24 protein-coding genes are annotated in these 25,929 nt (G+C 74.7%); 8 read left to right on the forward strand and 16 right to left on the reverse strand.

Going from position 1 to position 25,929, the window contains the following annotated elements:
* Positions 1 to 26: 26 nt before the first annotated feature.
* Positions 27 to 1,148, forward strand: coding sequence for a YncE family protein (locus C229_RS0102690; RefSeq protein ID WP_155884558.1), 1,122 nt, complete (start codon positions 27 to 29; stop codon positions 1,146 to 1,148).
* 386 nt (positions 1,149 to 1,534) lie between these two features.
* Here the strand turns inward: C229_RS0102690 and C229_RS29180 are convergent, their stop codons facing one another.
* The 10 genes from C229_RS29180 to C229_RS0102740 all read right to left on the reverse strand — a co-directional run bounded on the left by C229_RS29180 (position 1,535) and on the right by C229_RS0102740 (position 10,952).
* Complete coding sequence (locus tag C229_RS29180; RefSeq protein ID WP_155884559.1) at positions 1,535 to 4,426, reverse strand: AfsR/SARP family transcriptional regulator; 2,892 nt, start codon at positions 4,424 to 4,426, stop codon at positions 1,535 to 1,537.
* Between the two features lie 100 nt (positions 4,427 to 4,526).
* Positions 4,527 to 4,961 (reverse strand): TadE/TadG family type IV pilus assembly protein, encoded by a 435-nt coding sequence (locus C229_RS0102700; protein ID WP_018653538.1) that lies wholly within the window; start codon positions 4,959 to 4,961, stop codon positions 4,527 to 4,529.
* Positions 4,958 to 5,374, reverse strand: coding sequence for a TadE/TadG family type IV pilus assembly protein (locus tag C229_RS0102705; RefSeq protein ID WP_240487058.1), 417 nt, complete (start codon positions 5,372 to 5,374; stop codon positions 4,958 to 4,960). Before C229_RS0102705 ends, C229_RS0102700 begins: the two co-directional genes overlap by 4 nt.
* Positions 5,371 to 5,811 (reverse strand): TadE family protein, encoded by a 441-nt coding sequence (locus tag C229_RS0102710; protein WP_018653540.1) that lies wholly within the window; start codon positions 5,809 to 5,811, stop codon positions 5,371 to 5,373. Before C229_RS0102710 ends, C229_RS0102705 begins: the two co-directional genes overlap by 4 nt.
* Positions 5,808 to 6,020, reverse strand: coding sequence for a hypothetical protein (locus C229_RS0102715; protein ID WP_018653541.1), 213 nt, complete (start codon positions 6,018 to 6,020; stop codon positions 5,808 to 5,810). Before C229_RS0102715 ends, C229_RS0102710 begins: the two co-directional genes overlap by 4 nt.
* A 40-nt stretch (positions 6,021 to 6,060) precedes the next feature.
* Entirely contained in the window at positions 6,061 to 6,978 is a 918-nt protein-coding gene (locus tag C229_RS0102720; protein ID WP_018653542.1) for a type II secretion system F family protein, read from the reverse strand.
* Complete coding sequence (locus C229_RS0102725) at positions 6,975 to 7,946, reverse strand: type II secretion system F family protein (protein ID WP_018653543.1); 972 nt, start codon at positions 7,944 to 7,946, stop codon at positions 6,975 to 6,977. Before C229_RS0102725 ends, C229_RS0102720 begins: the two co-directional genes overlap by 4 nt.
* Before the next feature lie 7 nt (positions 7,947 to 7,953).
* Positions 7,954 to 9,252 (reverse strand): TadA family conjugal transfer-associated ATPase, encoded by a 1,299-nt coding sequence (locus C229_RS0102730; RefSeq protein ID WP_018653544.1) that lies wholly within the window; start codon positions 9,250 to 9,252, stop codon positions 7,954 to 7,956.
* Positions 9,253 to 10,110, reverse strand: a complete 858-nt coding sequence (locus tag C229_RS0102735; protein ID WP_018653545.1) for a CpaE/TadZ family protein — start codon at positions 10,108 to 10,110, stop codon at positions 9,253 to 9,255.
* 2 nt (positions 10,111 to 10,112) lie between these two features.
* Positions 10,113 to 10,952, reverse strand: a complete 840-nt coding sequence (locus tag C229_RS0102740) for a hypothetical protein (RefSeq protein WP_033423898.1) — start codon at positions 10,950 to 10,952, stop codon at positions 10,113 to 10,115.
* 331 nt (positions 10,953 to 11,283) lie between these two features.
* Between C229_RS0102740 and C229_RS0102745 the strand changes: the two genes are divergently transcribed.
* A complete protein-coding gene (locus C229_RS0102745; RefSeq protein ID WP_018653547.1) occupies positions 11,284 to 15,783 on the forward strand; it encodes an FtsK/SpoIIIE domain-containing protein in 4,500 nt (1,499 codons plus the stop codon).
* On the opposite strand, the gene C229_RS0102750 is transcribed toward C229_RS0102745, so the two are convergent.
* Both C229_RS0102750 and C229_RS0102755 read right to left on the reverse strand, forming a co-directional pair.
* Positions 15,780 to 16,139 carry a roadblock/LC7 domain-containing protein gene (locus C229_RS0102750; RefSeq protein ID WP_018653548.1) on the reverse strand — a complete coding sequence of 120 codons (360 nt, stop codon included), beginning with the start codon at positions 16,137 to 16,139 and terminating at the stop codon, positions 15,780 to 15,782. The genes C229_RS0102745 and C229_RS0102750 overlap by 4 nt on opposite strands.
* Before the next feature lie 29 nt (positions 16,140 to 16,168).
* The gene (locus C229_RS0102755) at positions 16,169 to 16,537 is read right to left on the reverse strand and encodes a hypothetical protein (protein ID WP_026313392.1); all 369 of its coding nucleotides are present in this window, start codon (positions 16,535 to 16,537) and stop codon (positions 16,169 to 16,171) included.
* A 152-nt stretch (positions 16,538 to 16,689) separates the two neighbouring features.
* Here C229_RS0102755 and C229_RS29185 point away from each other — a divergent pair, with 152 nt between their 5' ends.
* On the forward strand, positions 16,690 to 17,394 hold the full coding sequence (locus tag C229_RS29185) for a hypothetical protein (protein WP_155884560.1): 705 nt from the start codon (positions 16,690 to 16,692) through the stop codon (positions 17,392 to 17,394).
* Between the two features lie 70 nt (positions 17,395 to 17,464).
* On the opposite strand, the gene C229_RS0102765 is transcribed toward C229_RS29185, so the two are convergent.
* Positions 17,465 to 17,734: a WXG100 family type VII secretion target gene (locus tag C229_RS0102765; protein ID WP_018653551.1), complete on the reverse strand. Its 270-nt coding sequence runs from the start codon at positions 17,732 to 17,734 to the stop codon at positions 17,465 to 17,467.
* Positions 17,735 to 17,914: 180 nt separating this feature from the next.
* Positions 17,915 to 18,457 carry a hypothetical protein gene (locus C229_RS0102770; RefSeq protein ID WP_018653552.1) on the reverse strand — a complete coding sequence of 181 codons (543 nt, stop codon included), beginning with the start codon at positions 18,455 to 18,457 and terminating at the stop codon, positions 17,915 to 17,917.
* A gap of 162 nt (positions 18,458 to 18,619) precedes the next feature.
* Between C229_RS0102770 and C229_RS0102775 the strand changes: the two genes are divergently transcribed.
* Positions 18,620 to 18,865, forward strand: a complete 246-nt coding sequence (locus C229_RS0102775; RefSeq protein ID WP_018653553.1) for a type B 50S ribosomal protein L31 — start codon at positions 18,620 to 18,622, stop codon at positions 18,863 to 18,865.
* Between the two features lie 48 nt (positions 18,866 to 18,913).
* Here C229_RS0102775 and C229_RS0102780 read toward each other — a convergent pair whose 3' ends face one another.
* Together C229_RS0102780 and C229_RS0102785 are read right to left on the reverse strand one after the other, a co-directional pair.
* On the reverse strand, positions 18,914 to 19,201 hold the full coding sequence (locus tag C229_RS0102780) for a hypothetical protein (RefSeq protein WP_018653554.1): 288 nt from the start codon (positions 19,199 to 19,201) through the stop codon (positions 18,914 to 18,916).
* 10 nt (positions 19,202 to 19,211) lie between these two features.
* Entirely contained in the window at positions 19,212 to 20,198 is a 987-nt protein-coding gene (locus tag C229_RS0102785; protein ID WP_033423899.1) for an SPFH domain-containing protein, read from the reverse strand.
* A gap of 184 nt (positions 20,199 to 20,382) precedes the next feature.
* Between C229_RS0102785 and C229_RS0102790 the strand changes: the two genes are divergently transcribed.
* The 4 genes from C229_RS0102790 (at position 20,383) to C229_RS0102805 (ending at position 25,923) form a co-directional block, all read left to right on the forward strand.
* Positions 20,383 to 22,143, forward strand: coding sequence for an acetyl/propionyl/methylcrotonyl-CoA carboxylase subunit alpha (locus C229_RS0102790; RefSeq protein ID WP_018653556.1), 1,761 nt, complete (start codon positions 20,383 to 20,385; stop codon positions 22,141 to 22,143).
* Between the two features lie 74 nt (positions 22,144 to 22,217).
* A complete protein-coding gene (locus tag C229_RS0102795) occupies positions 22,218 to 23,309 on the forward strand; it encodes an SUKH-4 family immunity protein (protein ID WP_033423900.1) in 1,092 nt (363 codons plus the stop codon).
* A gap of 75 nt (positions 23,310 to 23,384) precedes the next feature.
* Positions 23,385 to 24,689 carry a hypothetical protein gene (locus C229_RS0102800; RefSeq protein ID WP_018653558.1) on the forward strand — a complete coding sequence of 435 codons (1,305 nt, stop codon included), beginning with the start codon at positions 23,385 to 23,387 and terminating at the stop codon, positions 24,687 to 24,689.
* Between the two features lie 133 nt (positions 24,690 to 24,822).
* Positions 24,823 to 25,923, forward strand: coding sequence for a hypothetical protein (locus C229_RS0102805; protein WP_018653559.1), 1,101 nt, complete (start codon positions 24,823 to 24,825; stop codon positions 25,921 to 25,923).
* Positions 25,924 to 25,929 lie beyond the last annotated feature (6 nt).

The raw sequence follows: 25,929 nt of genomic DNA on the forward strand, positions 1-25,929 counted from the left end.
GTCACGTCCGGGTAGGGTCACGTGGCGTGAGGATGTGGTTCGGGATCGTGGCGGCGCTGGTCGTCGCGGCGGTGACGGCGTGCGGGGCGCCGGTGGCCTTCTACAAGCCCGGCGAGGGCGGGGTGGAGCCGCCGGTGTCGCTGGGCGGGCCGGGGCCGCGCGTGACGCCGGTCGCGTCGCCGCGCGACGCCGATCCAGTGCAGACCCCGAACGTGTACGCGGGGGCGGGGAAGGTCGTGCGACGGGCGCCCGCGCGGCTGTACGTGCCCGACGGGTCCGCGCTGCGCGTACTCGACCAGGGCACGCTGCGGCCCGTGGCGTGGTTGCCGCTGCCGGGCGCCGCCGCCGTGGTCGCCGGGCACGATCTACGGCGGCTGTGGACGCGCGACGCCGCCGGGCTCACGCCCGTCGATCCGCGTACCGGGCGGGCCGGGCAAGCGGTGCCGACGGATGGCGACACCGTCTACTTCGCGCCGGACGGGTCGGTGGCGCTGGTGCCCGTTCCGGCGGAGCGGCGCGTCGAGATCCGCGAGCCGGGCACGCTGCGTTACCGGGGCGCGGTGCGGTTGCCGTGCGCGGCGCGCGCGGGCGATTTCACCGCCGACGGGGCCGGGCTCGTGCTGGCCTGCCCGGCGGGTGCGGTCGTCCGGGTGGACGCGGCGCGCTCGGCCGTCACGGCGCGGCAGCGCCTGCCCGGTGCGCGCCCGGCCGCGCTGCGGCTCGCCCCGGACGGCCGCGCGTTCCTCGTCGCCGACCGCGCCAGGGGCGGCGTCTGGACGCTCGACGCCGCGACGCTCCGCCCGGCGCGCTTCACCCCGACGAGCCCCGGCGCCCGCTCCCTCACGCTCAGCCGCGACGCCCGCCGCGTCTTCGTCGTCGGCGCCCGCTCGGTCGTCCCCCTGGACCTCGCCACCGGACGCCCGGCCCCGCCCTGGCCCCTGCCCGGCGGCCTCCCCGCCGAGGCGGGCGACGTCACCGCCGACGGCTCCCTCCTCTGGCTCGCCTCCCCCACCTCCGGCGCCGTCTTCGCCCTGCACACCACCACCGGCGAACAGATCCACCGCCTCCCCCTCGGCGGCCACCCCCGCGCCCCCCGCATCCACCCCCACCCGGGCCACCACTCCCTCGGCCCCGGCCTCTACCGCTGACCTGCGCCAACGCGCTGATACCCGGGACCGAATGCCACCACCACCCGGGCCGCCACGCACGCAACCCCGGCCTCCAACACCGACCCGGGTCAACAGGCGGCCACGCGCTGATACCCGCGACCGGATTCCACCATCATCCGGGCCGCCGCTGACCCGGCTCAGCAGGGGGCCACGCGTTGATACTCGGGACCGAGTTTCACCATCACGCGGGCCACCACTCCCGCAACCCCGGTCTCCACCGCCGACCTGCGTCAGCGGGCAGCCTCGCGCTGATACTCGCGACTGAGTACCACCGTCATCCGGGCCGCCATTGAGCCGGGTCAGCAGGGGGCCACGCGTTGAAACTCGGGACCGGATTGCATCGTCCGGGTCGTCGTTGAGTTGGGTTAGCGGGCGGGGACGTGGTGGTATTCGGGGACGAGTTCTTCCATCAGGGCGTCGGTTTCGGGGTGGAGCTGGTCGAAGCGGGGGTCGCGGCCGAAGCGGTGGCGGAGTTCGTCGACGACGGCGCGGACGTGGGTGTGGTCGCCTTCGGCGTGGGCGGCGCGGAGCAGGTCACGCCACAGCGACTCCTCGTCGGGCGCGAAGCGGAGGCCGGCGCGGGCGGCGGTGACGGCGCCGGGCGCGTCGCCGTCGTCCAGGCGGAGCGTGACGAGGCGGTGCGCGACGTCGATGATGCGGGCCGTCGCCTCGTACTCCAGGTCGGCGTCGGCGAGCCAGCCGTACCGGCCGCGCGGACGTCCCGCCAGCAGCGGCCCGCGCACCAGGTCGAGCGCGTACGACAGGTACGCCGCCTCGGACCCGGGCTCGGCCGCCGACCGCCACAGCAGCCAGCGGAACACCGCCCAGTCGATGCGGACCTCCGACCCGAGCCGGATGCGCCCCCGGTCGTCGTAGTAGAGGTGCGGGCGCCCCCGCGCGTCGCGGCCGAGCCAGTCCGACACGCGCGCGACGGTCGCGTCCCGCAGGGCCGTGGTGACGCCGCGCGGCCACACCGCCCCGCCGAGCACGGTCGGGTGCACGCCGTTCGGGTGGGTCGCCAGGTAGACGAGCACCTCGGTGCACACGTCGCGGCGCGACTCGTCCATCGGGCCGGGCGCGTCCACCTCCAGCCCGCCGAGCAGCCGGATGTCGACGCTGGACTCCCGCGCCTGCGGCGGTTCGGCGCCGCCCTCGGGTTCGGGCAGCGGCACCGACTCGGCCTCGGCGGCGGTGCGGAACAGGTCGAAGACGCCCCGGTACTGCTCCTCGCGGACGAGCTGCGCGTCGACCTCGAACCCGAGGACGCCCGCCTGGAGCCGTCCGGCCTCGTCCAGGTCCCACACCCAGGTCGCGCCCTGCACGTCGCCGGGGACGATGTACCCGGCGGCCATGCGGGTGCCGGTGCGGGCCAGCGCGACGAGCCGGTCGGCCTCCTCGGGCGTCGGCGCGTCCGCCATGATCAGGTAGTGCGGCATCCACGCCTCGCCGAAGACCCCCCGGGACCGCCCGGTCAGCACCGAGTCGACGCCGGACGCGGCGAGCGCCTGCCGGACCTCCTCGCTGCGGCCCTCCAGCTCGGGCAGGGTCTCGTCCAGCGACGACACCGAGCGGATCCGGTCGGGGGCGATGGCGGTCATGTTCTCGGCCATCTCGCCGCCGAACCCGACGAGCGTGACGCGCATGTGGTCCGACCAGCGGTTGGTGGCGAGTTCGAGGGCGAGCGCGGCGAGCATCGCGCGGCGCTGCTCGTCGGGTCCGCGCACGGCGATGAGGCCGTGCGCGGCCTCCAGGTCGACGAGGATGCGGCCGTTGGGGTTGGTGCCGAGCGACACCAGGCCCGGGTAGGGGGCGAGGACGTCGTCCAGGTCGGCGGCGTCGAGGGAGGCGATGGCGGCGGCGCCGAGGCGCCACACCTGGCCGTCGTCGAACGTCTGCCAGGGGGCGGGCGGGTTGCGGTCGGCGGGGGCGATCCACAGGTCGAGGCTGCCGTGCCCGAGGTGGACGCCGTAGACGGTCGGGAGGGGCCGCCCGCCCGCCGCCATCGACTTGGACAGGTGCCGCAGGCCGACGTCCAGGAGCCGCGCGGCGTCGTCGTCGGCGCCGAACCGCAGCGCGGCCTCGGTATGCGCGGCGAGCCCGGTCGGGCGGACGATCCGGTGCCCGAACGCGCGGTTCCACATCTGGGCGCGGCGGCGGCGCCCGAGCGCGGCGAGCAGCCCGGCGGCCAGCAGCGCGGCGGCGGCCAGGCCCTCGGGCCACTCCAGGTCGACCGACAGCGGCGACTCGGAGCTGCGGTGCCCGTCGTTGCCGGGCGCGGTGACCTGCGGCGTCGGCGCGGGCGTCTGGACGGGCGGCGCGACGGGCGCGGGCGGCGGCGTCTCGGCGGGCGGCTCGGGGGCCTGCTCGACGGGCCGCTCCGGCGGCTTCTCGACGGGCTTCTCCACCGGGGGCTCGGGGTCGGGCGCGGGCTTTCCGGTGGCGTAGTAGTCGTCCAGGTCGGAGACGGCGATGACCTTGGCGTGCTTGGCGTCCGCGGGCATCTCCAGCACCCAGCCGGGCCGGATGAGGCTCGCGATGGTGAGCTTGGTGCCGTCGGGCTGGACGTGCCCCTCGTTGAGCTTGAAGATCTCCTTGTACCGGCGGCCCTCGCCCAGGCACTTCTCGGCGATCTCCCAGAGGGACTCGTGGTGGCGTCCCTCGGGCGGCTGCACCCGGTAGATCTTCGTGGTGGCGCCGGTGGTGGTCTCGGCGGCGGCGGCCGGGGCCGCGAGCGGTGCGGCGGGCTGCTCGGGCGCGGCCAGCGGCGCGGTGTAGGCGACCGGCTGCGCGGCGGTGACGGGCGCGGTGCGGCTGAGGCCGGTGGACGCGAACGCGGGCATCACCGACGTCGTCGCCGTGAACAGCAGCAGCACCGCGACGACGAGCTTGTGCACGAGCGACTGCGTGCCGCCCGCGAGCGGCACCCGCAGCGGCACTCCGACGCCGCGCACCCCGGCCCACACCTCGACCAGCACGCACACGGCGAACTGGAGCCACGCGAGCCACACGACGGCGACGAGCACGGTCAGCAGCGCGCTCTCGCCGAGCGTGCCGGTCAGGTCGTCGAAGGTCGGCGCGCGGTCGGGGAACGGTGACCCGAAGAACGCCAGCAGCGCCCATGGGACGCCGCCGAGCACCGCCACCAGCGCGGCGAGCGCGCCGAGGCCCGCCAGCACGTCGCCGGGCGTCCGCCGTCGCTTGACCCGGCGGTGGGCCTGTCCGTGGCCCGTCCGCCGATCTGTCTGCCCTGTCGCCATCCTGCCCCTGCCCTAGGGTCGCGCCTCCGGCCTGACGGGTCCCGAGCCCATCGCCATCGTAAACGCGGTTCTCGTCCGATCAATGACGGCAAGTCGTGGATTATGGCGCCCCCTCCCCGGTGACCGGGTGCGCGGTCGCCGCCGAGGTCATGGTGAACTGCCCGAGACCGGGGATGATGCCGAGAATCTGGGACCGCACGGTGAGCCGGACGGTCACGTCCACCCGGTCGGTCGTCGCCGTGCACGAGACCGGCACGGCCTCGGAGTCGTAGCGCCGGACCAGTGCGCACGCCGCCGACCGGGCCCGGCCTGTGTCGAGGACGGGGTCGCCGGTGCGGCGCAGCGCGGCCTCGTCGATCTGGTTCGCGCCCGCCCGCGCCGCCTGCTCGGCGACGTCGGCGGCCCGCTGCCGGGCGTGGATGGCGAGGCCGCCGTCCACGAGCAGCCCGGCCAGCATGAGGACGATCGGCGCGAACATGACGACGTACAGCGACACCGTGCCGCGGTCGCCGCCGGGTCCGTGCCAGGTCCTCACCGCTCGCCTCCGCCCCGGTAGGTGTACTCGTCCACGGGCGCGACGGCGCGGCCCTCGATCCGCTTGGTGCCGGGGAATCCGACGAAGCCGAGTTCGCCGAGGTCGACGTCGCAGGTGATCGTGACGACGACCTCGCCGCCCGCCCGGAAGTCGCCGCCGATGCTGACGCCCGGCCCGCCCGAGCACCAGTTCTTCGCGCCGAGGTTCGCGTTCGCGGCGGCCCGTCCCATCGACTGCGCCCCGCCCGCGCTGCGCGCGACGGACGCGGCGCGGGCCGCGTCGCGGGCGGCGCCGTCCACCTGGCTGCGCGCGTCCACGAGCCGCCCGGCGCCCGCCAGGAGCAGCAGGAACATGACGAACAGCGGCGTGGCCAGCACCATCTCCAGCGACATCGAGCCGTCGTCGCGTCTCATGGCGCCCCCTGGCAGCCCGTGCCGGAGCCGACGTCGGGCCGGAAGCACTCGATCGGCCCCTGCGACCGCTGCGTCACGTTGATCTTCATGCCGGGCATGACCTGGACGGCCTTGCCCCGCACCTCGACCCAGCGTTCGTCGCCGCTCTGCCCCGCCCGCACGCTCAGGCCCTCGATGAGCCGCGGCCCGATCTGCCGGACGTTCGCCGCCGCCTTGGCCTCGGCGGCGGACTGCCAGCCGCCGCCCGCGTCGGTGCGGGCCACGCGCGCGCCGGACTGCGCCGCCGCGAGGGCGACGTGCCGGGCGTGGTAGACCAGCGTGAACTGCACGGCCGCGAGCAGCACGAGGATGAGGACCGGCGTGAGGATCGCCAGTTCCATCGCGGACGCGCCGCGGTCGCCGCGCGGACGCGCCCGCTGCGGGGCGTTGGCGTTCACCCCGTGTTGATGCTCTCGGCCTTGGACACGATGCGGTCGCGGATGATGACGCCGATCGCGAGCGCGATGGCCGCCAGGACCGCCGTGATGATCGCCCATTCGATCGCGGACGCGCCGGCGCTGCGCTCGTCCTCCGAACGCATCCGGTCGAGCCGGACGGCGAGCAGCGTGCGCAGGTAGAGCACGGTCGGTTCGGTGAAGAGATTCATTTCCGCTCCATAGGGATTCGGTGGAAACGGCGGGGAACGTTCATGCGCCCATCACCCGCATCATCGCGGGATAGGACAGGAAGATCAGGAAGGCGCCGCACAGGAAGAGCTGCGCCACCAGCATCGACTGGGACCGCTCACCGGCCTTGCCCTCCAGTTCCGACAGTTCGCGGCTGCGCATCGACGCCGCCCGCGCGGCGAGCGACTTGCGCACCTGCGCGCCGTCGTCGGCGACGAGCGTCAGCGCGCCCGCCAGGTCGCGCAGTTCGGCGATGCCGAGTTCCTCGCCGAGCCGGCCGAGCGCCTGCCACGGCGTCTGGCCGGTGATGCGGGCGTTGGACAGCGCGTCGCGCAGCCGCTGCATCGCCCAGCCCTCGCCCACCGACGACGCCGTCATCAGCGCCTCGGGGACGCCGCGCCCGCCCGCCAGGTTCATCGACACCAGGTCGAGGAAGGCGCCGACGACGTGCCGGAAGTCCTGCCGCCGCGCGGCGGCCTCCTGCCGCAGGTTGATGTCGGGGAAGAAGAAGAACACGGCCGCGAACAGCAGCCCCACCCAGACCGGGACCTGGAGCGAGGCGCCGACGCCGATCAGCGCGAAGTAGGCGATGATCACCGGGATGAACAGCAGGGCGCCGACCGGCAGCAGGAACTTGGTCGCCAGGTACGCCTCCAGCGACCGGTCGGTGATCGCCAGGTCGGCGCGGACGGACGTCAGCTTCCAGCCGCGCCGGTCGGCCGTCCGGGCCAGCTCCCGGCCGACCCGCGCGCGCAGGCCGCCGACGCGCTCGCCCGCCTGGGCGGTGCGCCCGGCCTGGGCGGTCTCGGCGTCCCGGCGCCGCGCCGCGTCGAACGCGGCCAGCCGCGCCGACAGGCCCGGACGCGGCGGGAACAGCGCCCGCAGCAGGACGAGCAGGCCCAGTCCGGCGGCGGCCCCGGCGAGCAGCGCGGCGTTCACGAGGCGCCCCCCTCGGTTCCGGTGCCCGCGTCGGTGGCGTGGCGGCCGCGCAGCGGGAGCCGGTTCGCGGTGCCCTGCCAGGACGCGACCGTGGACGGCACCTGCTCGGGCACGCCGGGCCGCTCCTTGGCGCGGGTGAGGAACCGGCCCGGCAGCTCGTACCGGGACAGCCGCCGCAGCCACAGGAAGCCCGCCGCGTACAGGCCGACGATCACGCACAGGACGAGCTGCCCGAGGAAGTCGTCGTAGGGCTCGACGTAGGAGCGGTTGAAGACGGCCAGCAGGATCGCGGTGCCCACCGAGACGCCGACGACGATGCGGACGCTGCGGCGGGTGGCGCGCCGGTCGGCCTCGACCCGGCGGCGCATGTCCAGTTCCTCCCGCGCCGACCGCGACAGCGCGCCCAGCATGTCGCGCAGGCCCGGCCCGCGCAGCTTGGCGTTGAGGATGAGCGCGGCGATGACGAGGTCGGCGGACGGGTCGTCCAGGTCGTCGGCGAAGCGGCGCAGCGCGTCGGGCAGCGGGACGCGGGTGTGCATCCGGTCGACCAGTTCGCGCAGCGGCAGCCGCAGCGCCGGGGCGGCGGCGCGCTGCGACGCCGGGATGGCCTGTTCGAGGCCGACGGCCCCGGCGATCGTGTCGCGCAGCGACTCGGTCCAGCCCGCCAGGCCCTCCAGCCGCGCCATCGCGGCGCGTTCCTCGGCGGCGCCGCCCGCCAGGCTCGGCCAGGCCAGCGCGAGCACGCCGACGCCGAGCGCCGCGACGGGCCAGCGCGTCACGACCAGCACGACCACGCCGACGATCACCGCGACGCCGGTGCGGGTGGTGAGCGTGCGCAGCAGGTTCTCGCGGCGCTTGGCGGGCGCCCGCCGGACCGGCATCCCGCGCAGCGCGGCGGCCAGCAGCAGAATCCCGCCGCCGACCAGGGCGCCGGCGACGACGGCGAGCAGCACGTCCGGATGGATCATCGCGGCCTCACCACGCGGCCAGCGACGGGTCGTAGCCGTACTCGGCCAGTTCCTGCGCGCACGCGATCGGCGCCGCCGGGTGCGCGACGCCGTCGGGGCCGAGCGCGAACACCTCCGACGACAGCACGCGCTGGTCGACGCCCGTCACCTCGCGGACGCTGGCGACGAACCGGCGCAGCCGCCCACCGCCGGCGTACTCGTTGCGCTTCTCGATGAACACCACGAAGTCGATCGCGCCCGCGATGAGCATGTGCGTCGCCTCGACGGGAAGCCGCTCCTCGGACTGGATCGCGTACGTGGCGATGCGGTTGAACACCTCAATTGACGAGTTCGCGTGGATCGTCGACAGCGACCCGTCGTTGCCCTGCGTCATCGCGTTCAGCATCGTGACGATCTCGTCGCCCAGCACCTCGCCGACGATCACCCGGGACGGGTTCATGCGCAGCGACCGGCGCACCAGCTCGGCCATGGTGATCTCGCCCTGGCCCTCGGAGTTGGGGAGCCGCTGCTCGAACGCGACGCAGTTGGGGTGCAGCTCGGGGAACGCGTCCAGGCCGAGTTCCAGCGCCCGCTCCACGGTGATCAGCCGTTCCTCGGGGCCGATCTCGTTGGCGATGGCGCGCAGCAGGGTCGTCTTGCCCGCGTTCGTCGCCCCGGCGATCATGATGTTCTTGCGGGCGCGGACCGCCGCGCGCAGGAACCGGCCCAGTTCCGGGGAGAACGTGTCCGTGCCGACCAGATCTGCGAGGAAGACCTTGCCGAGGCGGGCGCGGCGGATCGACAGCGCGGGGCGCAGCGTGACGTCCATGACGGCCGAGAGCCGCGACCCGTCCGGCAGGCGCAGGTCGAGCTGCGGGTTGGCGGTGTCGAACGGCCGCGACGACAGGCCGCTGTAGGCGGCGAGGATCTGGATCAGCTCGACCAGTTCCTCGTCGGTCTCGGCGACGGGCTCGCCCATCTCCTCGCGGCCGTCGGCGTAGCCGATGAACACGCGGTCGCAGCCGTTGATGTCGATGTTCTCGATCTCGGGGTCCTCCAGCAGGGGCTGGAGCCGTCCGACGCCGAACAGCGCGGCGTGGACCCCGGCGGCCAGGGCCTCTTCCTCCTCGGCGTTGGGCGGGCGCCGCCCGGCGGTCAGCTCGCCGCGCGCGTACTCCTCCAGCACCTGGCCGATGAGGGCGCGGGCGAACTGCCGCTCGTCCTCGCCGGACATGACGGGCAGGCCGTTGGCGGCGTCCAGGCGGCGCTGCTGGGCGAGCCGGTCGCCGACCTCCTGGCGCAGCCGCTTGACGAGCGAGTGGTCCATCTACGGCCTCCGCTCGGTCGTCAGGGGCGCCGATCGCGGCGGCGCCGGGGGTTCGGCGGGCCGCTGCGGCAGCCGCCGGAGCAGGTCGCCCGCGACCTCCCGCGCCGACCGGACGAGCAGCGAGCGGTCGAGCCGCCCGCCCCACTGGCCGGACAGCAGCGCCGCCCCCTTCGGGTCGAGCGCGAGCCCGCCGAGGACGCCGACGGGCGGGGTGCCGGGCGCGCGGTCGCCCGCCTGCCGGTCGCGGGTTGCCAGGATGCGTTCGACCTCGCTCACCGAGGGGCGGAAGTCGCGCGGGTCGGCCAGCACCAGGACGCCGATCGGCGGGCCGCCGCGCAGTTCGTCCTCCAGCACGCTGACGCGTTCGCGCAGGTGCGCGACCTGCTCCAGCGTCGCGCGGGTGACGAGCACGACCATGTCGGCCTCGCGCAGCAGGCCCGTCAGCGGGCTCGCCGCGCCGAGCCGTCCGCAGTCGGCCAGGACGTCGACGCCGCCGAGCCCGGCGAACGCGCGGCCGAGCGGGCCCCACAGCCACGTCATGCCCTGCGCCTGCTCGGCGCCGGTGATGCCGACGAGGACGTCCAGCCCGCCGGTGAGCCGCTGGCTGTGTTCACCGATCTGCTCGGGCCGCAGCCCGCGCCGGGCCGTCGCGGCGAGGCTGAGCAGGCCCCGCGACGGGTTGAGCATGCCGGTGCCGCCGTCGCCGCCCTGCTCGGCGGGCAGCCGGTAGACCAGGTCGCCGCCGGCCTGGTCGCACTCGGCGACCAGCACCGGGCGCGGCCAGACGGCGCCGAGCGCCACGGCGGCCGTCGTGACGCCGGGCGCTCCCTTGTCGGCGGCGAGAGCGATGAGGGCCACGGTCAGTTACCGCCCGGCGTCTGCGGCTGGCGCGGCGACGTGGGGGTCTCCGGGCTCTCCCGGACGGGCGGCGGCTCGGTGCCGCCCTTGCTCAGCCGGGTGCCCTCGGGCAGCAGCACGACGGCGACCGCCCCGGCCGCCGCGGCCTGCGCGACCTGCGCCGCCTCGTTCGGCGGGACCGCGACGTCGAGGGTGGTGGCGTCACCGGGCGCGCGGACGCCCTCCTCGCCGTCCGCACGGACGGCCACGACGATCGCGTCGCCGGACAGCAGCGTGCCCGCGCGGCCGGACGCGCCCTGGTTGCCGCCGGTGACCGCGTACAGGCCGACGTGCCGTCCGGTGGTGAGGTCGGCGGACGGGTACTGGCCGGGCTTGACGGCGAGGCCGACGACGACGCGGCCGCGCGCGGCGTCGTCCTGCGCGGCGACCATCTGGTTGCTCAGCAGTGCGCCCTTGACGAGCGGCACCGCCGCGAACGCCCGGGTGACCTTGGCCCGCTCGGACCACGCGATGAAGTAGCCCTCGCCGGTGTCGCCGACGCGGACCTCCTCCAGGGCGGAGGCGGGGATGCGCTGCCCGGCGGCGACGGGTTCGGCGATGCGGATCGCCGAGACGCGCTGGCCGCTGGCCGTCACCAGGTACGCGCTGGTGAGCGCGCCGCCCAGGATGAGCAGCACCGCGAGCGCGGCGAGCGCGGGCTTGCGCTCGCGCGGCGCCACGGGCAGGCGCTGGCCGCCGTTACCGCCGAGACCCGGCCGGAGCGCCGCGCCTCCGGGTGCGGTTCCGGCGCCGCCCCGCCCGGTTCCGGTCTCACCGGAGACGGGCACAGAATTGGACTTCATCGCGCTGGCACCGCTCCTTCACGCGCGACGGGCGCACCGCCGTGCGAGATCTCCCATCCGTCGAGCGATCCATGCTCGCGGCCTCTGTCAGGTCGCGTCAATGGATTGCCGAATGTGAGGCCGGGATGTGACGTTACGTAGTGCTATGACCAGTAAATTTGTTGATCACTGACGTTCTGACGCTAAGTCACTTGATCCACTGACATCCGGGACTAATCTTCGGTGAAAAGTACCGGTGTGTCCGGTGCCGCGCGCGACCGCGCGCCACTGTCACCGTAGGCGATTAAGCTGGCCGGGCCGCCCTGGGCCACCGCGCGCAGAAGGAGCTCGAATGCGGATCTCGTTCACGGCGCTCACCGCCCGCGGACCGCGCGACGTCGTCCTCACCGTCGATGCCGAAATGACGGTCGACGCCGTCGCGCGATCACTTCGCGGCGCACTCGGACCGGTTCCGGCCGCCGAATCCCCGGTTTCGGGCGGCACCGTTCCGGCGCCCCGTTTCACCAAGGACGCGCTCACCGCCGATTCCCCGCGCACCGGCGGCGGCACCGTCACCGCCGAGCGCGTCACCCTGTGGACCGACGGGCGCATGCTCGACCCGCAGGCCCTCGCCGTCCGCGAACTGCGCGACGGCGCCGTGGTCACCGTCGAGGAGCGCACCGCCGCCGCGACCGTCCTCACCGAGCCCACCGGCCTCGCCGAGATCCGCGTCGTCGGCGGACCCGCCGCCGGGAGCGTGCACCGGCTCGGGCTCGGCATCGGCACGCTCGGCTCGGGCACCTCCGTCGACATCACCGTCGCCGACCCCGCGATCCCGCCCGCGTCGCTGCGCATCACCGTCGGACGCGAGGAGGTGCTGGTCGAGCCGTCGTCGCGCACCCGCGCCCTCCTCGACGGCGAACCCCTCACCACGCGGGCGCTCTGGCCCGCCGGGGCGCCGCTCAGCGTCGGCGCCACCGTGCTGACGCAGACACCGTCCGCCGCGCCCGACACCCACCTGGAGCCGCTGCCCGGCGGCGGGCTGGCGTTCAACCGGCCGCCCCGGCTGCGGCCCGCCGAGCACGACCGCACGCTCGCCGTCCCACGCCGTCCCGAGCGCAACCCGCGCGAGCGGCTGCGGCTGCTCGGCGCGCTGCTGTTCTCCGCGTTCGGCCTCGTCATGGCGTTCGGGCTCGGGCAGTGGTGGTGGGCGCTGTTCGCGCTGGCGTGGCCGCTGATGACGATCGGCGAGTGGCTCGGCGACCGGCTGCACGGCCGCAAGTCGTACAAGAAGGCGCTCAAGGAGTACCAGCGCCGCGCCGCCGCGTTCGGCGGCGAGCTGGACCGGCTGCGCGCCGCCGACGAGACCGGCCGCCGCGCCGCCCACCCCGACCCCGCCGACGTGCTGCTCACCGCCACCGGGCCGCGCCGCCGCCTGTGGGAGCGCCGCGCCACCGACCCCGACGCCCTGCACCTGCGGCTCGGCCTGGCCGACCTGCCCGCGCGGATCGAGCTGAAGGGAAACGACGTCCCCGACGGCGAGCTGGGCGCCGTGCGGGTGCCGGTGTCGCGGCTGGTGCCGGTCGCGCTGCCGCTGCGGGAGCTGGGCGTCCTCGGCGTCACCGGGCCGCGCGAGGCGTCGCAGGGGCTGGCGCGGTGGCTCGTCGCGCAGTCGGCGGCGCTGCACAGCCCGCGCGACCTCCAGATCGTCGTGCTGTCGTCGGTGCCCGGCGCCGACGAGGCGTGGAACTGGGTGCGGTGGCTGCCGCACGCCGTGCCCCGCGCGGGCGAGGAGTGCACGGTGCTCGTCGGCGCCGACCCCGAGTCCGTCGCCCACCGCGTCACCGAGCTGGCCATCCACCTCACCGAGCGGCGCCGCGCCCCGCAGGGCACGCCGCCGCCGTTCGACGTCCTGCTCGTGCTGGACGGCGCGCGGGCGCTGCGCCGTGTCCCCGGCATGCCGATGCTGCTGGCGCGCGGCCCCGAGTTCGGCATCCACGCGATCTGCGTCGACGACGAGGAACGGCTGCTGCCCGAGGAGTGCGCCGCCGTCGCCGCCTGGGACGGCGACGCCCCCGAGACGCTGCGGCTGCGCGGCGAGGGCCTCGACGTCGTCGGCCCGGTGCTGGCCGAGCGCGTCTCGCCCGCGTGGGCCGAGCGGGTCGCGCGGGCGCTGGCGCCCGTCCGCGACGTGTCCCGCGAGGACGCCGCCGAGGCGATTCCCGCCGACGTCCGGCTGCTCGACCTGCTCGACATGCCCGACCCGACCGCCGAGCACGTGCTGCGCTCCTGGTCGGCGACGGGCGGGCGCACCACCCGCGTCCCCATCGGCGCCGGGCTGGACGGCGTCCACCGGCTCGACCTGCGCGCCGACGGGCCGCACGGCCTCATCGCGGGCACCACCGGCGCGGGCAAGTCCGAGCTGCTCCAGACGCTCATCGCGTCGCTGGCCGTCGCGAACCGGCCCGACGAGCTGACGTTCGTCCTCATCGACTACAAGGGCGGCGCCGCCTTCCAGGACTGCGCCAAGCTCCCGCACACGGTCGGCATGGTCACCGACCTGGACGGCCACGCCACCGAACGCGCGCTGGAGTCGCTGGCCGCCGAGCTGCGGCGGCGCGAGGAGATCTTCCTGGCGGCCGGCGCCAAGGACCTCGACGACCACAACGACCTGCGGGCCTCCGACGCGTCGCTGCCCTCGGTGCCGCGGCTGCTGCTCGTCATCGACGAGTTCGCCGCCATGGTGACCGAACTGCCCGACTTCGTCACCGGCCTCGTGGACATCGGGCGGCGCGGCCGGTCGCTCGGCGTCCACCTGCTGCTGGCCACGCAGCGGCCCGCCGGGGTCGTCACCGCCGACATCCGCGCCAACACCAACCTGCGGATCGCGCTGCGCGTCACCGACGCCGAGGAGTCCACCGACGTCATCGACGCGCCCGACGCGGCGTCGCTCGCCAAGGCCACGCCGGGGCGCTGCTACGTCCGGTCCGGGGCCGGTGAGGTGCGGCTCGTGCAGTCGGCGCGGATCGGCGGGCGGCGGCCCGGGGCCGGGCCGTCGTCGGGCCCGTCGGTGCGGCCGGTGCCGTGGGACGAGCTGGGACGCGGGCTGCCCGGCCCCGCCGAGCCCGCCGACGACGGCACGATGGTCACCGACCTCGCCGTCCTCGTGCAGGCCGTCGACGAGGCCGCGCGGCGGCTGCGCATCGCGCGGCAGCCGTCGCCGTGGCTGACGCCGCTGCCCGAGCAGATCCGGCTGACGCCGCGCACGGCGGCGGGCGGGTCCGTGGTGGACGTCCCGCCGATCCCGTTCGGCATCACCGACCTGCCCGCCGTCCAGTCGCGCGAACCGCTGCTGCTCGACCTGGCCTCGGGGGGACACCTCTATATCGCCGGGGCGGCACGATCGGGGCGGTCCACGGCGCTGCGGTCGCTGGCCGGATCGCTCGCCGGGGCCTGCTCGCCCTACGACGCCCACCTGTACGCGATCGACTGCGGCGCGGGCGCGCTGCGGCCGCTCGTCGCGCTGCCGCACTGCGGCGCCGTCGTCACCCGCGAGCAGGTCGACCGGTGCGAGCGGCTGCTGTCGGCGCTGGCCGCCGAGGTCGCGCGGCGGCAGCAGCTCCTGGCCGGGGCCGGGTTCGCGTCGCTGGCCGAGCAGCGCGCCGCCGTCGCCACCACCGACCGCCTGCCGTGGATGGTGCTGCTCCTGGACCGGTGGGAGGGATTCGTCGCGGCGTTCGAGCACTACGACTACGGGCGCCTGGTCGACCAGACGCTCCGGCTGCTGCGCGAGGGCGCGTCGGTCGGGCTGCGGGCGGTGTTCACCGGCGACCGCACCGGCCTGTCCGGGCAGGTGTCGACGGTGTTCGACCGGCGGCTCATCCTGCGCATGGGCGACCCCAACGACTACGGCTACGCCGGGTTGCAGGAGAAGCAGATCCCGGCGTCGATGCCGCCGGGGCGCGCGCTGGAGGCCGTCGCGCCCGGCATCCCGCTGCGCGAGTCGCAGATCGGGCTGCTCGGCGACGACGCGTCCGGCACCGCGCAGGTCACGGCGTTGCAGGAGATCGCGCGGATCTCGGTCGCCCGGTACGGCAAGCTGCCCCGGCGGCAGCGGCCGCTGCACGTGGACGAGCTGCCCGTCCGCGTCACCTACCGCGAGGCGATGGCGCTCGACCCCGACTTCCTCGCGCCGTCGGCGCTGTGGGCGCTGGCCGGGGTCGGCGGCGACACGCTCGCGCCCGTCGGCATTGACCTGCTCAACGAGGGGCCGGGCTTCGTCGTCGCGGGACCGCCCCGGTCGGGACGGTCCACCACGTTGCGGACGATCGTGCACTCACTGCTCGATCCGGCCGTCGCGGGCGGGCTCGTGCCCGTCGTGCTCGTCACGCCGCGCCGCTCGCCGCTGCGGCTGCTGGCCGGGCGGCCCGGCGTCCTCGCCGTCCTCGGCGCCGACGCCGACGCCGGGGAGCTGGAGGCGGCCGTCCGCGCCGAGCACCGGTACGTCGTCGTCGTGGACGACGCCGAGATGCTGGAGGACACCGACTTCGACGACGCCCTGCGCGACGTCCTGCGCACCGCCCGCGACGGCGAGCACGCCGTCGTCCTCGGCGGCACCACCGCCGACCTGGCCCGCGGCTACCGCGGCTTCCTCCCCGACGCCCGCCGCTCCCGCTCGGGCCTCCTGCTCTCCGTCGACTCCCCCGAGGACGGCGACCTCTTCGGCCTCCGCCTCCCCCGCAACGCCCCCCTGGGCGGCCCCACCGGCCGCGGCCTCTTCGTCGCCACAGCCACCACCACCCAGATCCAGGTGGCCCTCCCCCCACCCGTCAGCGGCGACCGCGACGGTTAGGCGAAGAGTTGCGACAGGCGTTCCACCGTGGGGCGGGAGCGGAGGTGGAGGCGGGGGACGTCGAGGCCCTCGTCGCCGAGGACGACCAGGAGGGCCTTGGAGGCCAGGGCGTAGACGACGATGTGGCCGCGTTCGCAGCGGGTGACGACCTCGCGGAGTTCGCCCATGCCGACCTCCTCGCCGGTGCTCTTGCCGAGCCCGAGCGCGGCGGCGGCGAGCGCCGCCAGCACGTCCGGGCGGACCCCGTCGGTGTCCGCGCCGATGAGCAGGCCGTCGACCGACGCCACCGCCGCGTCGGTCACGCCGACCACCTGGTCGCGGAGCGTCTTCAGCTCGTCCAGAACCGCTTCCCGCATCGTGCCCCCCTCGTCCGCCCCGTCCGCCGTCAGATGCTCAGTTCCCCCTCGATCCTGCGCAGGTGGTGACGGGCGAGCGCCAGATTGGCGCGTTCCCGGTCCAGTGCGAGGTAGAGGAAGATGCGGTGGACGCCGCCGCGCTGCATGAGCCGGATCAGGTGGTACTGCCGGTGCAGGGTGATGAGGATGTCCTCGATCGCGTCGTCGATGTTCAGCGACTCCAGCGTGCGGACCTTGGCCCGGACCACCTCGGTGTTGCCCGCGGCGGCGACCTCCAGGTCGACACCGCCGCCGCCTCCGAGGGAGCCGAGCGACATGCCGCTGTCGTAGTCGACGAGGGCGACGCCCAGCGCTCCGTCGATCGCCATGGCTTCCTTGAGGGCGGATTCGATGTTCATCTTCCGCTGTTCACCCTTCACGCGGCTACAGATGCTTCGGTCGGCGGTGGATGCGCTCCTGCGAGGGCGTCCGGTAAGCCCGTCCTGTCGGGACGGGGACACGCTATCGTGCCTTTCTCGGACTTATCGGCCTCCTTCGGCGCAGGGGTGACATGACGGCCGTTCTTCCGCCCGTGTACGGCGTGCTCGGCTCCGCCCTGCACCGCCGCGCCGCGCAGCGTTTCGACGGCACCCTCCACCTGGACGGCGAACCCGGCGGAACCGTGACCATGCGGGACGGGCTCGTCGTCGCGGCCACCACGCCCGTCTCCCCCGGCCCCGAATCCCTGCTGCTGCGCTCCGGACACGTCACCGCCGAGGACTGGACGCGCGCCTTCACCGCCGGCGCGCCCGACGGGCGGCTCGCCGCCGAACTCGTCGCGCGCGGGCTCGTCGGAGCGGCGGGCGTCCAGGTGGTCGCCCGCGCGGCCGCCGCCGACGCCGTGTTCGCGATGGCCCTCTACGGCGTCCGCACCTGCACCGCGCGCCCGTTCGACGGCAGCGAACCCGACCTCGTCCTGCCCGCCGAACCGGGCCTGGACGGCGACCACCTCGCCCGCGAGACCGTCCGGAGGCTGGAGGCCGCCGACGTCTGGGCCGCGCGGGGTCTCACGGTGCGAGCCCGGCCCGTCCCGGCGCCCGATCCGCCGGACCGTCCGCTGCGGCCGGAGCGGCGCGAGCTGCTGGACCGGCTCAACGGGCGCCGCACCGCCCGCGACCTGGCCTTCACCCTCGGCCGGGGCCTGTTCGCCGTCCTCACCGACCTGGCCGACCTCGCCCGGGACGGCTTCGTCGCCCACGGCCCGCCCGGCCGCTGAGACGCGAAAAAAGCGGGCCCCGGCCTCGGGGGGATGGGCCGGGACCCGCCGTCGGTGGGGCGGTTCGCGTCTAGCGGGTGGCCGCCTCGATGTTCTGCTGGGAGCGCTTGATGTCCTGGCTGCCCTGCTCCAGGGCGACCGCCATCTTGTCGAAGGACGCCTTGGCCTCGGCCCACGTCGAGCGGAAGCGGTCGGCGCCGGGGCCCCACCAGCTGTTCGTGCTGCTGACCGTGCGGCCGTTGAGGTCCTTGATCAGCGCGTCGAGGTTCTTGGCGTGCTTGCTGAAGATGCGGGAGAGCTCCTCCAGCTCACCGATGCTGGCTCCGCGCCTGTCGCTCATCGCCTCGACCCTTTCGATCGCCTCTTCGCGGGAACGTTCTCTCAGGTCTTGCCCGTGTGCAGAATGGCGTCAGCCTACGCCGCACCGATCGCGTAAAGCCAGACGTGCGGGGGGCTCAATGGACCCGAACCGGTCCGTTTCGCCCCGGTTCTCCTGTCCGGAACCGGTCAGGGACGGGAGTCAGCGGGACGGGTTCGGCGGATCGTTGAGGGGACGGTCGCCCGGGTCGAGCAGGCCCTCCCGGACGAGGACGATGCGCTCGCGCGTCGTCGTGAACTCGAAACGGCGGCGGACCGACTGCACGAGCCGTCCCTCCCCGAACCGCATCTCGGTGTTCTCGACGGCCTCCAGCACGATCAGCCCGCCCTCGCGCACGGCCCGCGCCCGCTCCAGCCGCGTCTTGGCGGCGGTGTAGGCGGGACCGCCCTCGACCGGGGCGCGGCCCCGGTTCTCCAGCGCCCGCACGGCGCGTTCCTGGCCGCGCGCGACCTCCGGGGAGATGCGCACGCCGAGCACCTGCGCGGGCGGGCGGCGGTCGCGGCGGGACTGGCGGACGAGCGCCGCGCTGCGCTGCTCCAGCAGCGTGCCCGCGGCGGCGGTGAGCTGGCGGGTGGTCTCGGCGTCGAGGACGGGGCTGCCCGCCGGGGGCGAGGCCGCGGACGCCAGCGCCGCGCAGCCGGCCAGCACGATCGCCGGCGCGAGGATGCTCCGGTAGCGCGCCATGTCCCGTCCCTCGTCGATCTCCCGCAATCGCGAATGTACACCGGCGTGACGGCCTGCGGGAACGGGCTTTGCCCCGAGTGGGAATGAAAACGGTTGTCGCCTGGTTGGACGCGGGTGACGGCACTTCGAGCCCGCCGCCCCACGCCCCACCGGGAGGACCTGATGAAGAAGAACCTGCACCCCGACTACCACGCCGTGGTGTTCCGCGACCGCAGCGCCGACTTCGCCTTCCTGACCCGCTCGACCGCCACGTCGGACCAGACGATCGCGTGGGAGGACGGCAACACCTACCCGGTCGTGGACGTCGACGTCTCGTCGGCCAGCCACCCCTTCTACACCGGCCGCGGCCGCGTCCTCGACACCACCGGCGCCGTCGAGAAGTTCAACCGCCGCTTCGGCAAGAAGTAGCCCGAACGGAGAACGCCGCCGCCTCGCCCCACGCGAGGCGGCGGCGTTTCAGTCGCGCTGGCTCTCCAGGGCGGCGATGCGGGAGCGCGCCTGCGCCATGGCCGCGTGCAGGCGGTCCTCCCAGTCGGGGGCGTCGTCGGGGATCTCCGCGACGAGCTGGCCCCCGGCGCGGGCGCCGGTCTCGCGGACGAGGACGCGGGTGCGCCCGTCGTCCGACTCGGTGACCGCCCGCCACCCGGCCGGGGCCACGGCCCCCGCCCCGCGCGCGGCGTAGACGATCAGCACGACGACGACGGCCAGCAGCGCCAGCGCCGCCAGGATGATCACGAATCGCATGCGGCCTCCGTCAGTCCCTCAGCAGCGCCCCGCCGGGGTTGCCGGGCGCGTAGACGGTGATGCCCTGCGGCAGGGCCTTCAGCTCCTCGATCTTCGCGCACGTCGGGCACTTGTTGTAGCCGTCCTGCCGGGCCTTGTTCGCCGCCGCCTCGGCCCGCGCCGCCGCCACCTTCGCCTGCGCCTCGCTGACCTGGGCGAACGCGGCCTGCGCGCGGTCCACCGCCTCCTGCACCCGCTGCGGCAGGTTGATCTTCACGAGGTTGAAGTGCAGGTTCATGATGAACCGGCCGCCCAGCGTCGACTCCAGGTCGGTCGCCAGGCTCGCGTTGATCGCCTGCTGCACCTTGGCGATGTTGGCGTTGTTGCTCTGCGCCTGCGCGCCCTGCGCCGGGTTCGACGTGTTCTGCACCAGCGCGCACGACGAGACGAGCTGCGCGCACCGGAACCCGTTGACCTGGCTGCGCAGCGCGTTGTCGATCACCGGCCGCATGATCTGGTCGAGGAACGCCGTCCAGCCCTCGTCGCCCTCCCAGACGTTGTAGGAGCCGCCGTCCGGGCCGCGGAACTTGCGGGTGCCGTACTTGTCGTCGAACGCCCGCAGGGCCGCGTGGTCGAGGTTGAGCGTGAAGTACAGCGTCCCCTCGATGCCCATGTTGACGCCGTCCGAGCTGGGCACGGTCACCGCGTCCACGCCGCCGCCGGTGCTGCGGCCCTTCTGCGAGGTGATCGTGTAGAAGCGCTGCTGCGCCGGGTACTTGTGCACCTTGGAGTAGAAGCCGATCCAGGTGCGGCTGGAACCGGGGTCGATGATCTGCCGGATGCGGTTGTTGTCGAAGAACCCGCCGTTGCGGACGACCGCGACCTCGCCGCCGCCCGTCCGCTCGAATCCGCCGAACAGCGCCGACAGCACCGGGATGCCGACGACGACCAGCAGAACGGCCAGCACGATCGCCGTCCCGCGCCTGGGAGCCCGGATACGGGACGTCCTCTCAGCCATGCACACTCCTCCGCCGAGACCCGGCCTTCCGGGTCCTCGATGATCAGACGGCGGGAGTGGCCGGGAGGCTCCGCACATCGCGGAGGAACCGCGCATCGCGACGTCCGCACTTAAAGAGGGGCTTACGCAACCGGGCAGCGTCGATTATCTAGACTGCCTGCGAGGTTGAGGGAGGAGACCCAACGTGCGCAAGGTCCTGATCGCCAACCGCGGTGAGATCGCGGTCCGAATCGCCCGTGCCTGTCGCGATGCCGGGCTCACCAGTGTCGCGGTGTACGCCGAGCCGGATCTGGACGCGCTGCATGTGCGGGTCGCGGACGAGGCGTACTCGCTCAGCGGCCGCTCGGCGGCCGAAAGCTACCTGGACATCGGCAAACTACTCAAGATCGCGAACGAGTCCGGCGCCGACGCGGTGCACCCGGGCTACGGCTTCCTGGCGGAGAACGCGGATTTCGCGGCCGCCGTCCAGGACGCCGGTCTGACCTGGATCGGCCCGCCGCCCGCCGCGATCGTGGCGCTGGGCGACAAGGTCCAGGCCCGCCACATCGCGCAGAAGGTCGGCGCGCCGCTCGTCGCCGGCACCAAGGACCCGGTGTCGGGCGCCGACGAGGTCGTCGCGTTCGCCCGCGAACACGGGCTGCCGATCGCCATCAAGGCCGCCTACGGCGGCGGCGGACGCGGCCTGAAGGTCGCGCGGACGCTGGAGGAGATCCCCGAGCTGTACGAGTCGGCGGTCCGCGAGGCCGTCGGCGCGTTCGGACGCGGGGAGTGCTTCGTCGAGCGCTACCTGGACAAGCCCCGCCACGTCGAGACGCAGTGCCTCGCCGACACCCACGGCAACGTGGTGGTGGTGTCCACCCGCGACTGCTCGTTGCAGCGGCGGCACCAGAAGCTCGTGGAGGAGGCGCCCGCGCCGTTCCTGACCGACGCGCAGGTCGAGCTGCTGTACACCTCGTCCAAGGCGATCCTGCGCGAGGCCGGCTACGCGGGCGCGGGGACGTGCGAGTTCCTGGTCGGGCAGGACGGCACGATCTCGTTCCTGGAGGTCAACACCCGGCTCCAGGTCGAGCACCCGGTCACCGAGGAGGTCGCGGGCGTCGACCTGGTCCGGGAGATGTTCCGGATCGCCGCGGGCGAGGCGATCGGCTACGACGACCCGGCGCTGCGCGGGCACTCGATCGAGTTCCGGCTGAACGCCGAGGACGCGGGGCGCGGCTTCCTGCCCGCCGTCGGCACGCTGACCGCGTTCGACCCGCCGTCGGGGCCGGGCGTCCGGCTGGACTCCGGCTACGTCGCCGGGCAGACCGTCCCGCAGGAGTTCGACTCGCTCATCGCCAAGCTCATCGTGACCGGCCGCACCCGCCGCGAGGCCGTGGAACGTGCCCGGCGCGCGCTGGACGAGTTCACGCTCGACGGCATGCCGACCGTGCTGCCGTTCCACCGCACCGTCCTGGACGATCCGGCGTTCGTGCCCGCCGACGACACGGCGTTCACCGTCCACACCCGCTGGATCGAGACCGAGTTCGACAACACGATCCCGCCGTACGCGGGCGCGCCCGCCGAGGAGTCCGAGGACGCGGGCCGCGAGCCGGTGACGGTCGAGGTCGGCGGGCGCCGCATCGAGGTCGTCCTCCCGGCGGGCCTGGGCGCGCTGTCGGCCGCCCCGGCGGCGGGCGCCCCCGCCAAGCGCCGCGCGGCCAAGAAGGGCGGCGGCGCCCAGACGTCCGGCGACGCGCTCGTCAGCCCGATGCAGGGCACGATCGTCAAGCTCGTGGCCGAGGACGGCGCGGCGGTCGCCGCGGGCGACACGATCGTCGTCCTGGAGGCGATGAAGATGGAACAGCCCCTCACCGCCCACAAGGGCGGCACCGTCACCGGCCTCACGGCCGAGGTCGGCGCCACCGTCACCTCCGGCGCCGTGATCTGCGAGATCAAGGACGCCTGACCCCCCGCCCGCCGCCCCGGGAACGTTGATCCTCCGGGGCGGCGGGTGTCCGACGCGCGGTCTAGGGTCGCCTCATGGAGAGGATCCGGATGGCCGCAGGGGACGTGCCCGCCGGGGTGACGGACTCCGGGGCGCGCGACGTGCTGACCGGCGGGCGGTTGCCCGTGGACGGCCGGGTGATGCGGTTCGGGCCGCTGGTGCGGGGGCCGGTGCGCACGGTCGGGCGGCTCGTCCCGGGAACCGGAGGCCGGGCGGACGGGCTCGGCGACCTGCTCGTCATCGGGCACCTCGCGGGCGACGATGACGACGACGCGGTCGTGCTCGACGGGGCCACCGGCGCCGTGGGGCACGTCTACCTCGGGCTCGACCCCGCGCTGTGCGAGATGCTGCCGATCGCGGCGTCGCTCGACGTGCTCGCGCGCAACCTCGCGGCGCTGTCGGCGTTCGAGCGGCGCGCCGGGGCGTTCTCGGCGTTCCGCGGCGCGTCGGGCGTGGCGGCGGTCGACGCCGCGACGCGGCTGCTGCTCGACGTCTTCGGCGATCCGGACGAGGACGACGACCCGGCCGTCCCGTTCTGGGCGGCGCAGGCCGTGGTGGGCCCGCTGGCGCTGCTGGCGCCGCGCGGCACCGACCTCGTCCTGGACATCGCGCCCGCCGCGCTCGACGCCGAGTTCGGCGCGGACGACGTCCGCCGCTGGGACGACGCCGACCTCCCGCCGCAGCTCGTCCACGCCCCGACGCGCCGGTTCCTGCGCGACGTCGGGCTGCCCGCCGCGAACCCGATGTTCCTCGTCGGCGGCGAACCGCCGTCCGTCCTCGCGGGGTCGCCGGGCGGCCGGTTGATCCGGCTCGGTGACCTCGTCCACGACATCGCCCTGGTCGTGGACGGCGAGACCGGCGCCGTGCACGGCCGGTACGCCGCCGAGGGCGTGCTCCGCGCAGTCAACGCGGACGTGTCCACTTTGGTCTTCGCCGTGTGGATGCACCACCGCGAGCGGGAGTCCGAGCTGCGCGACCACCTGAACCACGACTGGTACACGGTCACGGCCCACGCGATGGTGCGGGTGCTCGGCGCCGTCGATCCGGTCGCCTGCCACGCCGCCGACGAGGACGACTTCCGCTACTGGCCCGAGGCGTTCCACGACGAGGCGGGCGGCGTCCTGTGACGCGTCCGGGCGACACGCCGGGAACGGATCGGCGGCGATAAGCGTCTTACCTGGTAAGGAGGGCAGACAGAACTCATGAGATCCGACCTTCGTTCCGGTCGCGCGGCCCGAGGCGGTGCGCTCGCGGGCGTCCTCGCCGCCATCGCCTTGCTGCTGTTCGGCCTCGCCACCCCAGCCCAGGCCGACGAGACACCGCCGCAGATCGCGAACGCCCTGGTCGACTCGCGGCTGCACGTCACCGACGCCGCCGGGAACGTGTCCGCCGCCGACCGCGCCCGCATGCTGGCCGCGCTCGACCGCGCCGACGCCGCCGACATCCGCGCCGTCGTGATCAAGAACGACGTTCCGGCGGCGCAGACGCAGGCCATGCTCCGGCAGGTCGCCAACGCCGTCGGCAAGGGCGACACGTACGTGTCGGTCAGCGCGGACGGCTCCGAGCTGTACGCCGTCTCGCGCAAGCTGTCCGCCACGGAGATCAACCAGCTCCAGGTGCGGGGCACGCCGGGCGCGTCCGCCGCCGACCAGCTCGTCGGGTTCGTCGACCGCGCCGAGGAGAAGGCCGAGGAGGAGAAGCGGCAGAGCGCCCTCGGCGCCTACGCGACGCTCGGGTTCCTGTTCGTCGTCGCGGCGTTCGCGGGCGGGGCGTTCCTCGTGGTGCGCAAGCGCCGCCGCGAGCGTGACGCCCGGCAGATGGCCGAGCTGAAGCAGGGCGTCGAGGAGGACGTCACGCTGCTCGGCGAGGACATCGCCCGTCTCGACCTGCCCGTCCTCGACCACGACCTCGACCCGCAGATCCGCTCCGACTACGAGCGGGCCATGAACTCCTACGACGAGGCCAAGACGGCGACCGAGCGCGCCCAGCGCCCCGACGACATGACCAAGGTGACGACCGCCCTGGAGGACGGCCGCTACCACATGCTCGCGACGCGGGCCCGCCTGTCCGGCGAGCCGGTGCCCGAGCGCCGCGCGCCGTGCTTCTTCAACCCGCAGCACGGCCCGTCCGCGCAGGACGTCGTGTGGGCGCCGCCGGGCGGCATGGCCCGCTCGGTCCCGGCGTGCGCGGCGGACGCGCACCGCGTCCTCAACGGCCAGGCCCCCGACATCCGGATGGTCCCGGCGGGCGACAGCCGCCGTCCCTACTGGGACGCGGGCCCCGCCTACGGCCCCTACGCGGGCGGCTACTACCGCTCGTACGGCGGCATGGACCTCGTCTCCGGCATGCTCATCGGCACGATGCTCGGCTCGATGATGTCGGGCGGCTTCGGCGGCGGTTACGCCGGCGGAGACATGGGCGGCATGGGCGGCGGCGACATGGGCGGCTGGGACGCCGGTGGCGGCGACTTCGGCGGCGGTGGCGGGTTCGGCGACTTCGGCTTCTGACGCCACGGCGCAGGGCGGGCACCTTCGGGTGCCCGCCCTTTGTCGTTCCCGCACATGGCCCCGGCCGGGCCGCGTGCGTATCCTTGACGCCACCTTGCCACCATAAAGTGGCATTGTTACTGAAGGAGGCGTCATGGTCGCTGTGCGGTGGTTCGCCGTCGTCGTCGCGGGAGTGGTCGTCGCGGGTTCCGGCGCGGTCACGCGGGACGCGTCGGCGGCGGAGGAGACCTGGCGGGAGGTGCCGCTGCCGTACTTCTGGCCGCGCTTCCGCCTCAACGACGTCGCCGCCGCCTCCCCGGCGAACGTCTGGATCGGCGGCCAGCAGGGCAGCCTGCCGATCTTCGCTCCCCCGCTGAACACCGTCGTCTGGACGGACGGCAACCCCGTCGTCCGCCGCTGGGACGGCTCCCGCTGGCGCGAACACGCCCTCAACGGCTACGGCGGCTCGGGCGCGATCCGCGACGTCGCCGCCTCCGGCCAGGAGGCGTGGGTGACCGGCTCCGCGCAGGGCGCGCCCTACGTCGGCCGCTTCGACGGCACCGCGTTCCAGCGCGTCACCGCCCCCGCCGAACTGGACGACTCCGTCCCGAGCGTCCACACCGGCGCGGCGGGAACCTGGCTCACCGGCGGCCTCGACGGCGGCGGCACGGCCCTGTACCGGTGGCAGGGCGGCGCGTTCGTCCGGCAGCAGCTCCCGCCGCGCGTGCACGCCCTCGCGGACGTCGTCGCGACCGGCGCGGCCGAGGCGTGGACGGGCGGAACGCGGCTCGTGGACGGCGTCGGCGGCGTCCCGCTCGCGCTCCGCTGGCGCAACGGCGCCTGGACGGAGGTCCCGCTGCCCGCCGACCTCGGGGCACGCGGCCTGTCCAGCCTCGCGGCGACGGCGGGCGGCGAGGTGTGGGCGACGGCCGGTCCGGCCGACTCCAACGTGCGCGTCACCGCCGTCCTGCGCCGCACCGGCGACGCCTGGACGCGCGTCACGCCGCCCGCCGACACCGACGTCCGCCCGCTCCGCCTCCTCGCCGACGGCACCGGCGTCCCGGTCCTCACCGCCGAACGCCAGGCGAACTACTTCCCCACCACCCTGTTCCGCCGCACCGGGACCGGCTGGACGCGGCTGCCCGACGCGCCCGCGTTCCTCGCGGGCGTCACCGGCGTCCCCGGGACGTCGCACCTGTGGGGCGTGGGCCTGCGCAACGGCGAGCAGCCGGTCGCGGTGACCACGACGCCCTGACCGCCG

The organism is Actinomadura flavalba DSM 45200 (genome assembly GCF_000374305.1).
In the GTDB taxonomy this organism is placed as follows: domain Bacteria; phylum Actinomycetota; class Actinomycetes; order Streptosporangiales; family Streptosporangiaceae; genus Spirillospora; species Spirillospora flavalba.